The organism is Streptomyces sp. NPDC058674, from assembly GCF_042716505.1.
In the GTDB taxonomy this organism is placed as follows: Bacteria; Actinomycetota; Actinomycetes; order Streptomycetales; family Streptomycetaceae; genus Streptomyces.
In genome coordinates, this window is record NZ_JBHXSC010000017.1 from 1 (window position 1) to 13,551 (window position 13,551).

Annotated in this window: 12 protein-coding genes; 3 read left to right on the plus strand and 9 right to left on the minus strand. The window is 73.6% G+C overall.

The window, feature by feature from the left end; genetic code table 11:
* Positions 1-732 precede the first annotated feature (732 nt).
* The gene (trpS, locus tag ACFWU6_RS11630) at positions 733-1,731 is read left to right on the plus strand and encodes a tryptophan--tRNA ligase (RefSeq protein WP_383980589.1); all 999 of its coding nucleotides are present in this window, start codon (positions 733-735) and stop codon (positions 1,729-1,731) included.
* Between the two features lie 49 nt (positions 1,732-1,780).
* On the opposite strand, the gene proC is transcribed toward trpS, so the two are convergent.
* The 5 genes from proC to ACFWU6_RS11655 all read right to left on the minus strand — a co-directional run bounded on the left by proC (position 1,781) and on the right by ACFWU6_RS11655 (position 5,473).
* The gene (proC, locus tag ACFWU6_RS11635) at positions 1,781-2,590 is read right to left on the minus strand and encodes a pyrroline-5-carboxylate reductase (RefSeq protein ID WP_383980591.1); all 810 of its coding nucleotides are present in this window, start codon (positions 2,588-2,590) and stop codon (positions 1,781-1,783) included.
* 167 nt (positions 2,591-2,757) lie between these two features.
* Positions 2,758-3,573 carry an ABC transporter permease gene (locus ACFWU6_RS11640; RefSeq protein ID WP_383980593.1) on the minus strand — a complete coding sequence of 272 codons (816 nt, stop codon included), beginning with the start codon at positions 3,571-3,573 and terminating at the stop codon, positions 2,758-2,760.
* Positions 3,570-4,397: an ABC transporter ATP-binding protein gene (locus ACFWU6_RS11645; RefSeq protein ID WP_383980595.1), complete on the minus strand. Its 828-nt coding sequence runs from the start codon at positions 4,395-4,397 to the stop codon at positions 3,570-3,572. The genes ACFWU6_RS11640 and ACFWU6_RS11645 overlap by 4 nt, the downstream gene beginning before the upstream one ends.
* Positions 4,398-4,468: 71 nt before the next feature.
* Complete coding sequence (locus ACFWU6_RS11650; RefSeq protein WP_383980596.1) at positions 4,469-5,035, minus strand: hypothetical protein; 567 nt, start codon at positions 5,033-5,035, stop codon at positions 4,469-4,471.
* Positions 5,036-5,170: 135 nt separating this feature from the next.
* Positions 5,171-5,473, minus strand: coding sequence for a peptidase (locus ACFWU6_RS11655; RefSeq protein WP_383809805.1), 303 nt, complete (start codon positions 5,471-5,473; stop codon positions 5,171-5,173).
* Between the two features lie 105 nt (positions 5,474-5,578).
* Here ACFWU6_RS11655 and ACFWU6_RS11660 point away from each other — a divergent pair, with 105 nt between their 5' ends.
* Positions 5,579-7,723 (plus strand): serine/threonine-protein kinase, encoded by a 2,145-nt coding sequence (locus ACFWU6_RS11660; RefSeq protein ID WP_383980598.1) that lies wholly within the window; start codon positions 5,579-5,581, stop codon positions 7,721-7,723.
* Between the two features lie 115 nt (positions 7,724-7,838).
* Here ACFWU6_RS11660 and ilvD read toward each other — a convergent pair whose 3' ends face one another.
* From ilvD to ACFWU6_RS11680, 4 genes are all read right to left on the minus strand, one after another.
* Complete coding sequence (gene ilvD / locus ACFWU6_RS11665; protein WP_383809785.1) at positions 7,839-9,689, minus strand: dihydroxy-acid dehydratase; 1,851 nt, start codon at positions 9,687-9,689, stop codon at positions 7,839-7,841.
* 128 nt (positions 9,690-9,817) lie between these two features.
* The gene (locus ACFWU6_RS11670; protein ID WP_383980600.1) at positions 9,818-10,441 is read right to left on the minus strand and encodes a TetR family transcriptional regulator; all 624 of its coding nucleotides are present in this window, start codon (positions 10,439-10,441) and stop codon (positions 9,818-9,820) included.
* The gene (locus ACFWU6_RS11675) at positions 10,438-11,322 is read right to left on the minus strand and encodes a sugar phosphate isomerase/epimerase family protein (RefSeq protein WP_383809779.1); all 885 of its coding nucleotides are present in this window, start codon (positions 11,320-11,322) and stop codon (positions 10,438-10,440) included. The genes ACFWU6_RS11670 and ACFWU6_RS11675 overlap by 4 nt, the downstream gene beginning before the upstream one ends.
* Positions 11,323-11,718: 396 nt before the next feature.
* Positions 11,719-12,660 carry a Ppx/GppA family phosphatase gene (locus ACFWU6_RS11680; protein ID WP_383809776.1) on the minus strand — a complete coding sequence of 314 codons (942 nt, stop codon included), beginning with the start codon at positions 12,658-12,660 and terminating at the stop codon, positions 11,719-11,721.
* 63 nt (positions 12,661-12,723) lie between these two features.
* Here ACFWU6_RS11680 and ACFWU6_RS11685 point away from each other — a divergent pair, with 63 nt between their 5' ends.
* Entirely contained in the window at positions 12,724-13,548 is an 825-nt protein-coding gene (locus ACFWU6_RS11685) for a hypothetical protein (protein ID WP_383980602.1), read from the plus strand.
* The last annotated feature ends 3 nt before the right edge of the window (positions 13,549-13,551 follow it).

Below are 13,551 nucleotides of genomic sequence, written 5' to 3' on the forward strand. Positions count from 1 at the left end.
CGCTGTTGAGTTCTCAAGGAACGGACGCTTCCTTCGTACTCACCCTCTCGGGCTTTCCTCCGGGCTTTCGTTCTGTTCTTGCGTTTCCGACTCTACCAGACTCTTTCGTGTCCGATTCCCGGTCGAAGCGGGCTTCGCTTTCCAGGTATTCGCTTTCGCGCTTCCCTTTTCGGCGATACCGACTCTATCAGATCCTTTCGGGCCTGACTCCCAGTCAGCGGGCTTTGCCGTGGAGGCTGTTGGGCCCTTCCGGCGAGTGAGACAGTAGCGGATTCCCTGCCCCCGAACCTAATCGGCGGCTGCGTCCTCGGACGCGGATTCCTCACTCGCAAATACGCATGAAAACGGGACGAGAAAGTGAGTCGCTCGTTCGAATGTGTAGTGCGGGATGGCTGTCCGGGGACCGACCGGGGTCGGCGCTCACTTCGGACAACTCGAAGAACCCTACGGATCCGGCACAGGTGTGTCAACCCCCGTCGGCCGGCCACGCGGAGTGCGCGAATCTCACCCCGTCCTCGCCCCCCGCGGTCTACGGTGGAGCCATGACTACGCACGTGCTTCCGCTCAGCCTTCGCTGGTGGGCCGCCTGACGGCGGCCGGACCCCCACGCGAGCACGCACGCGCTCACGGCCGCCGCTCCGGCGGCCGTTTTTCGTTTCTCCCCTCCCCGGGAGTGGAACGGTCGCCCGGCGCGGCGGCCCCGTACACACCACTCACAAGGGAGAACACGACATGACGAGGATCTTCAGCGGGGTCAAGCCGACCGGGCATCTGACGCTGGGGAACTACGTGGGCGCCGTGCGGCAGTGGGTCGCCGCGGACCAGGAGCCGGACGAGGCGCTGTTCTGCGTCGTCGACCTGCACGCACTGACCGTCGAGCACGAGCCGGCGCGGGTGCGCCGGCTCAGTCGGCAGGCGGCGACGCTGCTGCTCGCCGCCGGGCTGGACCCGCGGCGGTGCACGCTCTTCGTGCAGAGCCACGTAGACGAACACACCCGGCTCGCGTACCTGCTGGAGTGCACCGCCACCGACGGAGAGCTGCGGCGGATGATCCAGTACAAGGAGAAGGCGGCGACGGCGCAGGCCGCCGGGCACGGCGTGCGGCTCTCGCTCCTCACCTATCCCGTGCTCATGGCCGCCGACATCCTGGCGTACGGAACCCAGGAGGTTCCGGTGGGTGAGGACCAGCGGCAGCACGTCGAGCTGACCCGGGACCTGGCCGTGCGGTTCAACCAGCGGTACGGGCACACCTTCACCGTCCCCAGGGCGACGCATCCGGCGGTGGCCGCGCGGGTCATGGACCTCCAGGAGCCGACGTCGAAGATGGGGAAGTCCCATGCGAGCGGGGCGGGCATCGTCTACCTGCTCGACGAGCCGGAGGTGGTCCGGAAGAAGGTGATGCGGGCCGTCACCGACAGCGGGGACGGCGGTGTCGTCTACGACCGGGAGGAGCGGCCCGGGGTCGCGAACCTGCTGGACGTCCTCGCAGCCTGCACGGGCGGCGATCCGGCGGCGCTGGCCGACGGGTATCAGGGGTACGGGGCGCTGAAGCGGGACGTCGCCGACGCGGTGGTCGAGCTGCTGCGGCCGGTACGGGAACGGCACGCGGAGCTGGCCGCGGGTCCGGCGGAGGTCGAGAAGGTGCTGCGCGCCGGGGCCGGGCGGGCCCGCGAGCTGGCCCGCCCGGTGGTGGACCGGGCGTACCGGGCGATCGGGTTGCTGGAGCCGTGACGGGTGTGGGGGCCCGCGTGTCCCGGGGCCCCCACTCGTCCCGGGTGTCTCAGCTGTTGCCGGAGGCCAGCTCGCGGCTGCGGTCGCGGGCCGCTTCGAGGGCGGCGATCAGGGCGGCGCGTACGCCGTGCTTCTCCAGCTCCACAATGGCGTTGATGGTGGTGCCGGCCGGGGAGGTGACGGCCTCGCGGAGCTTGACCGGGTGCTCTCCGCTGTCGCGGAGCATCACGGCGGCGCCTACGGCGGCCTGCACGATGAGGTCGTGCGCCTGGGCGCGGGGCAGCCCGAGGAGGATGCCGGCGTCCGTCATGGCCTCGACGAGGAAGTAGAAGTAGGCGGGGCCCGAGCCGGAGAGGGCGGTGGCCGCGTCCTGCTGGGATTCCGGAACGCGCAGGGTCTTGCCGACGCCGCCGAAGATCTGCTCGGTGTGGAGGAGGTGTGCGGCGGTGGCGTGGCTGCCGGCCGAGATGACGGACATCGCCTCGTCCACGAGGGCGGGGGTGTTCGTCATGACGCGGACGACGGGGGTGCCGGGGCTGAGCCGCTCCTCGAAGAAGGAGGTCGGGATGCCGGCGGCGCCGCTGATGACGAGCCGGTCGGCGGGCAGGTGCGGGGCGAGCTCGGCGAGGAGCGCGCCCATGTCCTGGGGCTTGACGGTGAGGATGAGGGTGTCGGCACGCTTGGCGGCCTCGGCGTTGGAGACGGACTCCACTCCGTAGCGGGTGCGCAGCTCCTCGGCCCGTTCGGGGCGGCGGGCCGTGACCAGGATCTTCGAGGCCGGTCGGCCGCCGCGGATCATCCCGCTGAGCAGGGCCTCGCCGATCTTGCCGGTACCGAGGACTGCGACTGTCTGGGTCATGCCCGATTCACCTCGCCTGGGGGGCCCTCCCCGGGGTGGCCGCGGGAGGTTCTTGCACGTGCGCTAGGGGATACGCCGTCATCCTCGCACCCGCGGGCGGGGCGGCGGGCGGGTGTCCGGTCCGTGGGCGCGGGGATTCGGGGGCGCGTAACTCAGGGTGCGGGGACTCAGGGGGTGCGGCGGCGGAGGGTGGCCGCGCCGAGGACGAGGACGAGGAGGGCGCAGGCGGCGACGACGACGGCGTCGCGGACGAAGTCGGCCGTCATGTCGCTGTGGGTGAGGACCTGGGTCATGCCGTCGACGGCGTAGGACATGGGCATGACGTCGGAGACGGCTTCGAGGACGGGGTGCATGGTGTCGCGGGCCGCGAAGAGGCCGCAGAGGAGCAGCTGGGGGAAGATCACCGCCGGCATGAACTGGACGGCCTGGAACTCGGAGGCCGCGAAGGCGGAGACGAAGAGGCCGAGCGCGGTGCCGAGAAGGGCGTCGAGCAGGGCCACCAGCAGGAGCAGCCAGGGGGAGCCGACGACGTCGAGGCCGAGGAGCCAGACGGCGAGGCCGGTGGCGAGGAGGGACTGGACGACGGCCACGGCGCCGAAGGCGAGGGCGTAGCCGGCGATGAGGTCGCCCTTGCCGAGGGGCATGGCGAGGAGGCGCTCCAGGGTGCCGGAAGTGCGCTCGCGCAGGGTCGAGATGGACGTCACCAGGAACATGGTGATGAGGGGGAAGATCCCCAGGAGGGACGCGCCGATGCCGTCGAAGGTGCGGGTGTCGCCGTCGAAGACGAAGCGGAGCAGGGTCAGCATCAGCACCGGGACCAGCAGCATCAGGGCGATGGAGCGCGGGTCGTGGCGCAGCTGGCGCAGCACGCGGGCGGCGGTGGCGGCGGTGCGGGACGCGCTGATGGCGCGCGTGCGGTACCGGGAGGCGGTGGGCGCGGCGGGCGTGGTGGGCGTGGCGGGGGCGGTGGGTGTGGTGTTCATCGGATCTGCTCCCGGGCGGTGGCGGCGTTCGCGTCGGCTGCGTCGACGAGGCGGAGGAAGCCCTCTTCGACGGTGGTGGAGCGGGTGCGGGTGCGCAGGGCGTCGGGAGTGCCGTGGGCGAGGACCCGGCCCTCGCGCATGAGGAGCAGGTCGTGGCAGCGCTCGGCCTCGTCCATGACGTGGGAGGAGACGAGGATCGTGGCGCCGCGGGTGGCGGCGAGGTCGTGGAAGAGGTTCCACAGGTCTCGGCGCAGTACGGGGTCGAGGCCGACGGTGGGTTCGTCGAGGACCAGCAGTTCGGGGGTGCCGAGAAGGGCGACGGCGAGGGAGACGCGGCTGCGCTGTCCGCCGGAGAGGTTGCCGGCGAGGGCGCCGGCGCGGGTGGTGAGGTCGACGTCGGCGATGGCGCGGGCGACGGCCGCCGCCCGGCGGTCGGCGGCGGCGCGGCCGGGGTCGAGGACGGCGGCGAAGTAGTCGAGGTTCTGCCGGACGGTGAGGTCGTCGTAGACGGAGGGGGCCTGGGTGACGTAGCCGATGCGGGAGCGGAGGTCGGGGCTGCCGGCGGGGCGGCCGAGGACGTCGAGGGTGCCGGTGACGTGGGCCTGAGTGCCGACGACGGCGCGCAGGAGGGTGGACTTCCCGCAGCCGGAGGGGCCGAGGAGGCCGGTGATGCGGCCGCGGGGGACGTCGAAGTCGATGCCGTCGAGCACGGTGCGGGCGGTGCGGCCGGTGCCGCGGCGGACGGTGAGCGCGCGGGCGTGGACCGCGCCAGGTACGGGGTCGGGGTCGGGGTCGCGGTCGGGGTCGGGCGAGTTATTCATCATGTGATGAATAATGCTCCCGGCGATGCCGGGGCGTCAATCGGCCGGGGGGTGTGAGGGCGGGCGGGGCCCGGTTACTTCTTGCGCTTGGGGCGCCGGGCGGCCGGGTTGCCCGTACGGGCTTCACGGCGGCGGGCGAATTCGACCTTGGCGCGCTCGTACTCGGCGCGGCGCAGCTTCTCGCCCGGGGCCTCCACGAAGCAGCGGAGGAAGTACGCGATGAGGGACCCGATGAAACCGATGGCCTTGAGGCCCTTGAGGGCGGACTCGTCGGAGGAGGGGGCCGGGCGGCGGCTGAAGGACTCCCAGGTCTTGGCGAAGGCGATGGAGCTGGCGATAGCGAAGAGGACGACGACGGAGATGCTGAGGAAGGGGCCGACGTTGCCGAGCTCCAGGCCCTCGTAGGCGAAGCGGAGCAGGTAGGCGGAGGCGACCCCACCGGCGAGCGAGCCGACGGCGGCGGCGGCCCGGCGGACGGCGTAGCCGCCGTCGTGCTCGACCCAGGCGGTGCCGAAGAACCGGATCGGCTCGGGCTCGGGGCCGGCGGGCACCGTCGGGGCCGGGGCGGGCCCGGCGTGCTTCCGGTCGCGGCTCTCGTCGCGGTTCTCGTCGCGGTCCTGGTCTCGCTGCTCGTCGCTCACACCGGCGATTATCCCCCGCCGGGCGGATCGGGACGGGTGTGTCTCACGTGGCAGACGGGGCCCTGGCGGCGCGCGACCGGCGCCCCGCCGGGCGGGCGGGCCCGGCGGGGCGGCAGCGGTCGGCGGCGGCCGCGGTCAGCCGCAGCGGTTCGCCACGTAGCCGTCCACGCCCGTCCTGACGTACGCGTCGGAGACGAACAGGCCGTTCCCGATGCAGTCCCAGATGGCGGAGGTGCCGTACGGTCCCGAGACGTTCGTCCCCGGGCACTGGCAGCGGATCGTCACGACGGCGTCGTAGGGCAGCACCTTCATGATCGCGTACTGGGTGCCGGGACCGCTGCGGACGTTGACCCGGTATCCCGGGGCGACCGGGAAGGACTGGAAGCCCGAGTCCCCCGCGAGCGTTTCGACCTGGCTCGGGCTGTTCTCAACCGACATGCTCATACCCCCCGTTGAGCTCCACTCATCGCAACTCGCGCAGGGTAGCAGGACCTTACCGATCCATATGGGCCATCGACTAGGCTCCGGCGGGGGTGGTCGGCAGTGCATCCACTGCGCGCGGAACGGGCCGGATTTCCGGAGTACGCCGGGCAGTACCGGCTGGAGTCCGTGCTGGGTTCCGGTGGCATGGGAGTGGTGCATCTGGCCACCTCGGGGTCCGGGCTGCGGCTCGCGGTCAAGGTCGTACACGCGCAGCACGCGGTGGACCCGGAGTTCCGGGCCCGGTTCCGGCAGGAGGTCGCGGCCGCCCGGCGGGTGAGCGGGGCGTTCACCGCGCCCGTCGTGGACGCCGACCCCGATGCCGAACGGCCCTGGATGGCCACCCTGTTCATCGACGCCCCGACACTGGCCGAGCGGGTACGGGAGCGGCTGCTCGACGAGGCCGAGGCCACCCGGCTCGGAGCCGGGCTGGCGGAGGCGCTGCGGGACATCCACCGGGCCGGGGTGGTGCACCGGGACCTCAAGCCGAGCAACGTCCTGATGGCGCCGGACGGGGTGCGGGTCATCGACTTCGGGATCTCGCGGCCGCTCGACAGCGACCTGCGGACCGAGACCGGCAAGCTGATCGGGACGCCGCCGTTCATGGCGCCCGAGCAGTTCCAGCGGCCCAGGGAGGTCGGGCCGGCCGCGGACGTCTTCGCGATGGGCGCCGTACTCGCCCACGCGGCGACCGGCCGGGGGCCCTTCGACTCCGACAGCCACTACCTCGTCGCCTACCAGGTGGTGCACAGCGAGCCGGACCTGACCGGGGTCCCGGCCGCGCTGGTGCCCGTCATCGCGCGCTGCCTCGCCAAGGACCCCGCGGAGCGGCCCACCCCCGACGCCCTGCTCGGGGAGTTGCGCGCCGCGGCGTACCCGACCGGCGAGGAGACCCGCGTCTTCATCCCGCAGCCGCGCCGCCCGACCGCGTCCGCGTCCGCGTCCGTACGGTCCGACGAGGCGACCCACCGGCGGGTACGGATCGACGCCCGCCCGGTGGCGCGCCGCAGGCGCCCGCCGGCGACGCTCGCTGCGGCGCTGCTGCTGGCCGGCGCAGCGGTCGGCGGGTACCTGGCGTACGACCGGGCCGCCGGCCCGGGCGCGGGTCCGGCCGGCCCGGCGGGCAGCGCGGGGGCCGCGGCGCAGGCCGGACCGCTCCGGCCGTGGTCCGCCTCCCTGGCGGCGCCGGGCCGGACGTCCCCCGCCCCGGCGTGCTCGTGGGCGGCGGACGCGCTCTTCTGCTCGGCGCCCGGACGGGCGGCGGCCCGGATCGATCCGGCGGACGGCTCCGTGAGGTGGTCGGCGGCCGCGCCGGCCCCCGCGCAGGGCGTGACGAACACCGCGGCCCCGCTGTACGCGGACGGGCTCGTCGTCGCCGTGGCCCCGGACAGCCGCTCGGTGCGCGCACTCGACCCGGGGACGGGAGCACAGCGCTGGGAGCACCCGCTGCCCGAGGGGGCCCGGGTGGTCGCCGCCGGGAAGGTGCTGCTGCTGGTCACCGGCGGCGGGCGGGTGACCGCGCTCGACGCGGCGACCGGAGCCGCCCGCTGGACCCGGCAGATCGGCGGGACCGGGTCCATGTGGCGGGCCGGGCCGGGGACGGCCGCCGACGCCGCGGCGTACGTGGCCACGCCCGCCGCGGACGGCGGCGCCACCCAGGTGTCCGCTGTCGACCCGGCCACCGGCGCGACCGTCTGGCAGGTGCGCACGGGCGGGACGGCCGAGCCCGTGGGGGTCGCCTCGGGCGCCCTGCACCTGTTGGAGAGCGATACCCACGGCCGGGTGCGGCACGTGGTGCGCGTCGACCTGCGGACCCGCGCGGTCCGGCAGGTGCCGCTGTCGGCGTCGCTCGCGCAGGCCGAGGCCTCCGTCGGGGACGACGGCGTGGTGTACGTCTTCGGGGTCTCCGGCTCCCTGGCCGCCGTCGGGCGGGACGGGGAGTCGTGGCGCGTGGAGACGGGAGCCGTCGTGGCCTCGCGGCCCGTGCCCGCCGACGGCCGGGTGTACCTGAGCGTCCTGGACGGGAGGCTGCTCGCGGTGGACGCCGCCGACGGGCGGCCGGTCGGTCAGACGAAGGCCCGGATGGGGCCCGGGCAGTCCTTCACCCCGGTGCTCCCCGCTCCGCTCACCGGCGGCGGGCGGGTCTACGCGAGCGCGCCCGACGGGACCGTGTTCGCGGTGGACGCGCGGAACCCGGGGTCCTGGTGACGGGAGCGGCCCCGCCCGAACGGATCGGGCGGGGCCGGCGCGCCGGGAAAGGCCCGGGCCTGGGCCCTGTTGTCAGAATCCCGCCCGGCCCGCGGCGCTACTTCGACGACAGGACCTAGCCGAGCAGGGAGACGTCGCGGACCGCGCCCTTGTCGGCGCTGGTGGCCATCGCGGCGTAGGCGCGCAGGGCCGCGGAGACCTTGCGCTCGCGGTTCTTCGGGGCGTACACGCCGCCGAGGGCCTCGTGGCGGGCCGCGAGGGTGGCCTCGTCGACGAGGAGCTCGATGGAGCGGTTCGGGATGTCGATCCGGATGCGGTCGCCGTCCTCGACCACCGCGATGGTGCCGCCCGAGGCCGCCTCCGGGGAGGCGTGGCCGATCGACAGGCCCGAAGTGCCGCCGGAGAAGCGGCCGTCCGTCACCAGCGCGCAGACCTTGCCGAGGCCGCGGCCCTTGAGGAAGGACGTCGGGTAGAGCATCTCCTGCATGCCGGGACCGCCGCGCGGGCCCTCGTAGCGGATCACGACGACGTCGCCCGCCTTGATCTCCTTGCGGAGGATCTTGTCCACGGCCTCGTCCTGCGACTCGCAGACGACGGCGGGGCCCTCGAAGGTCCAGATCGACTCGTCGACGCCGGCCGTCTTCACGACGCAGCCGTCGACGGCGATGTTGCCGCGCAGGACGGCGAGGCCGCCGTCCTTGGAGTAGGCGTGCTGCACGGAGCGGATGCAGCCGCCCTCGGCGTCGAGGTCGAGGGTGTCCCAGCGCTCGGACTGGGAGAAGGCGGTGGCGGAGCGCTTGCAGCCGGGGGCCGCGTGCCACAGCTCCATCGCCGTGTCCGTGGCGGTGCCCGAGCGGGCGTCCCAGGCGGCGAGCCAGTCCTCCAGGCCCTTGGAGTGGACGCTGGTGACGTTCTTGTTCAGGAGCCCGCCGCGGTGCAGCTCGCCGAGGATGGCGGGGATGCCGCCGGCGCGGTGGATGTCCTCCATGTAGTACGTGCCGCCGGGGGCCACGTTCGGCGCGACCTTGGACAGGCACGGGACGCGGCGCGAGACCTCGTCGATGTCGGTGAGGTCGTACTCCAGGCCCGCCTCCTGCGCCGCGGCCAGCAGGTGCAGGATCGTGTTGGTGGAGCCGCCCATGGCGATGTCGAGGGCCATGGCGTTCTCGAAGGCCTCGCGGGTGGCGATGTTGCGCGGCAGGACGGAGTGGTCGTCCTCCTCGTAGTACCGCTTGGTGATCTCCACGACCGTGCGGCCGGCGTCCTCGTACAGGGCGCGGCGGGCGGTGTGCGTGGCGAGGACCGAGCCGTTGCCGGGGAGGGCGAGGCCGATGGCCTCGGCGAGGCAGTTCATCGAGTTGGCGGTGAACATGCCGGAACACGAGCCGCACGTGGGGCAGGCGTTCTCCTCGATCCGCAGCACGTCCTCGTCCGAGACGTTCTCGTTGGAGGCCTCGACCATGGCGTCGATCAGGTCGAGCTTGCGGACGCTGCCGTCGACGAGGACGGCCTGCCCGGCCTCCATCGGACCGCCGGACACGAAGACGACCGGGATGTTGAGGCGCATGGCGGCCATCAGCATGCCGGGGGTGATCTTGTCGCAGTTGGAGATGCAGATCAGGGCGTCGGCGCAGTGCGCCTCGACCATGTACTCCACGCTGTCCGCGATCAGGTCGCGCGAGGGCAGCGAGTAGAGCATCCCGCCGTGGCCCATGGCGATGCCGTCGTCGACCGCGATGGTGTTGAACTCGCGGGGGATCGCGCCGGCCTCGCGGATGGCGTCGGAGACGATCCGGCCGACCGGCGCCAGGTGGGTGTGGCCGGGGACGAACTCGGTGAAGGAGTTGGCGACCGCGATGATCGGCTTCCCGATGTCCGCACTCGCTACGCCCGACGCACGCATAAGGGCGCGTGCGCCCGCCATGTTGCGGCCGTGGGTGACGGTTCGGGACCTCAGCTCGGGCATCGGGTTCACTCCCCATGGGGTGCGGCCGGCCGTACGGACTCGGCCGCGACTGTAGATATGAAGCAGTTACGAGGCTACGCCCCCCGCCCGCGATACGGACAGGGCGTCCGCATGTCGGGACGGACGGCTCATTCTTCGGTCAGGTACCGCTGGAGCGTCGGCGCCACCAGCCTGATGATGTCCTCGGGGTCCGCCGAGGCCAGGGGCTCGACCTGGACCACGTAGCGCAGGATCGCGATGCCCACCATGTGGGAGGCGGCGAGCTCGGCGCGGAAGGTCGGGTCGGGGACCTCCAGGTCGGCCGCGACCCGCTCCAGGATCTGGCGCAGCACGAGCCGGCGCAGCACCGCGGCCGCCGCCTCGTGGGTGAGGGCCGAGCGGATGACCGCGAGGAGCGGGGTGCGGGTGGCCGGATTCTCCCAGACCCCGAGGAAGAAGCGGGCCAGCCGCTCCCCGATCCCGTCGGGCCCCTCGCCGAGGACCGCCGGGACCACCAGCGCCGGCTCCATGCTGACCTCGATCGCCGCGGCGAAGAGGTCGTCCTTGCTGCCGAAGTAGTGGTGGATCAGAGCCGGGTCCACTCCGGCGGCCTTGGCGATGCCGCGTACGGACGTCTTGTCGTAGCCGCGCGCCGCGAACTCGGAGCGGGCGGCGAGGCGGATGCGCTCCTGGGTGCCGGGGCCCTCCTCGGCCTCGTCCTGGCGGGGCCGGCCGGGACCGCGGCGGCGCGGGGGCCGGAGCGGCTCCGTCACCGGCGCCGGCTCCGGGAGCGGGGCGCGACGGCGGGGGCGCCGTGGGCCCCGGGGGCGGCCGGGGCGGTGGGGGCGGCCGGGGCGGCCGCGAGGTGCAGCCGGGTGAAGGCCAGCGCCTCGGCGAGATCAGCCTCGCGCTCGGCGGAGGACATGGCGCGCCGGGTGTTGACCTCGATGACGACGTGGCCGTCGAAGGACGTGCGGGCGAGCCGTTCCAGCAGCTCGGCGCAGGGCTGCGTACCGCGCCCGGGGACGAGGTGCTCGTCCTTGGCGGATCCGTTGCCGTCGGCGAGGTGGACGTGCGCGAGCCGGTCGCCCATCCGGTCGATCATCGCGGTGGCGTCCGTGCGGGCGGTCGCGGTGTGCGAGAGGTCGACGGTGAAGTGCCGGTAGTCGTCCTTGGTGACGTCCCACTCGGGTGCGTACGCGAGCATCTCGCGGTCGCGGTAGCGCCAGGGGTACATGTTCTCGACGGCGAAGCGGACGTCGGTCTCGTCGGCCATCCGCCACATCCCGGAGACGAAGTCGCGGGAGTACTGGCGCTGCCAGCGGAACGGCGGGTGGACGACGACGGTGGACGCACCGAGCCGCTCGGCCGCCGCCCGGGCCCGCTGGAGCTTGGTCCAGGGGTCGGTGGACCACACCCGCTGGGTGATGAGGAGGCAGGGGGCGTGGACCGCCAGGATCGGGACCCCGTGGTGGTCGGAGAGGCGGCGCAGGGCGTCGACGTCCTGGCTGACCGGGTCCGTCCAGACCATGACCTCGACGCCGTCGTAGCCGAGGCGCGCGGCGATCTCGAAGGCGGTCGCCGTGGACTCCGGATAGACGGAGGCGGTGGAGAGGGCGACTTTCGCGGTCGGGATCCGGACTGGTTCTGCCACGGGGACAGGGTACGGGGCCACCGCGCTCCCGGACGGCCCGGGTCGCCCCGGGGCGGAGCCGGGCCCGGGCGGGCGGCCGGGCCGGGACCGCCCAGCCGGGGCGGTCGGGCCGCCACCGGGCTGGCCGGGCCGGGGACGGGCGAAGTCGTGATCGCTGCCGCGCCGACCCGGGCGGGCCGGGACGAGCCCGGACGGCCCCGGGTCGCCCCGGAGCTCTGCCCGGGCCGAGCCCAACCCGCCGGACGGGGCGGCAAGGAACCGAGCCGGGCGGGGCGGTCCGGAACCGGGCCCGGGCGGGACGCCCCCGGGTCGCCCCGGAGCTCTGCCCGGGCCGAGCCGAACCCGCCGGGCGGGGCGGGGCGGGCGGCCGGGCCGGGGCCCGGCGGGGCGGGTGGGCTAGCGCGCCGACGCCGGGCCCATGTGGTCCAGCCTGCGCAGGATGACCCCCTCGCGCAGGGCCCACGGGCAGATCTCCAGCTCGTCCACGCCCAGGAGGTCCATCGCACCCTCCGCGACGAGCGCGCCCGCCAGTATCTGGTTCGCCCGGCCGTCCGAGACCCCCGGGAGGGCGGCCCGCTGGGCCGTGGTCATCGCGGCCAGCCGCGGGACCCACTCCTCCAGGGACTTGCGGGTCAGGTCCCGCTGCACGTACAGGCCGTCCGCCGAGCGGGCCGCACCCGCGATCCGGGCCAGCTGCTTGAAGGTCTTCGACGTCGCCACCACGTGGTCCGGGACCCCGAAGCGGCTGAACACGCCCGCCGACCGCGCGATCCGGGCGCGCACGTGGCGCCGCAGCGCCCGGACGTCGGCCGGGTCCACCGGGTCACCCGGCAGCCAGCCCGCCGTGAGGCGGCCCGCGCCCAGCGGGAGGGAGACGGCCGCGTCCGGCTCCTCGTCGATGCCGTACGCGATCTCCAGCGAGCCCCCGCCGATGTCGAGGAGCAGGAGCTTGCCGGCCGACCAGCCGAACCAGCGGCGCGCGGCCAGGAACGTCAGCCGGGCCTCGTCGTCGCCGCTGAGGATCGGCAGGTCGACGCCCGTCTCCCGCTTCACCCGCGCCAGGACCTCGTCCGCGTTGGTGGCCTCGCGCACGGCGCTGGTGGCGAAGGGGAGCACGTCCTCGCACCCCTTGTCCTCGGCGGCGTGCACCGCCTCGGCGATGACCGCGACGAGCCGCTCGACGCCTTCGGGGGTGACGGCGCCGTGCTCGTCGAGCAGCTCCGCCAGCTTCATCTCCGTCTTGTGCGAGTGCGCGGGCAGGGGACGCGCACCGGGGTGCGCGTCCACCACCAGCAGATGGACCGTGTTCGAACCCACGTCTAGGACACCGAGTCTCATGCGGGCAAACGCTACTGCGACGAAGGCGGACCGGTTGCGGAAGGGGCGCTTAGGCTTGGGTTTGTGCCACATACGAAGAAGGCCAACAAGACCCGGTCGAAGAAGGACGCGCCCAAGGGCAAGGGCACGTCCGCGGTTCCCGACGAGAAGGGGCTCGACTTCCCCCGGGCCTGGGTGGAGTTCCCCGACCCCGCCGACGACGAACAGGTTTTCCGCTGTGACCTGACCTGGCTGACCTCCCGCTGGACCTGCATCTTCGGCAGCGGCTGCCAGGGCATCCAGGCCGGCCGCGCGGACGACGGCTGCTGCACCCTCGGCGCACACTTCTCCGACGAGGACGACGAGAAGCGCGTGGCCGGGCACGTGGCCCGGCTGACGCCGGAGCTGTGGCAGTTCCACGACGTCGGCAGCGAGACCGGCTGGACCCAGCTCGACGACGACGGGGAGAAGCAGACCCGCCGCTGGGAGGGCTCGTGCATCTTCCAGAACCGGCCCGGCTTCGCGGCCGGGGCCGGGTGCGCGCTGCACATCCTGGCGCTGCGCGAGGGACGCGAGCCGCTGGAGACGAAGCCCGACGTCTGCTGGCAGCTGCCGGTCCGCCGGACGTACGAGTGGATCGACCGTCCCGACGACACCCGGGTCCTCCAGGTGTCGATCGGGGAGTACGACCGCCGCGGCTGGGGTCCGGGCGGCCACGAACTGCACTGGTGGTGCACGTCGGCGACGTCCGCGCACGGAGCCGGCGACCCGGTGTACGTCACGTACCGGCCCGAGCTCACCGAGCTGATGGGCAAGGAGGGCTACGAGGCCCTCGTACGCCTCTGTGAGGCACGGCTCGCGTCGCTGCTGCCGATGGCCCCGCATCCGGCGGATCCCGCCACGCCCTGAGGG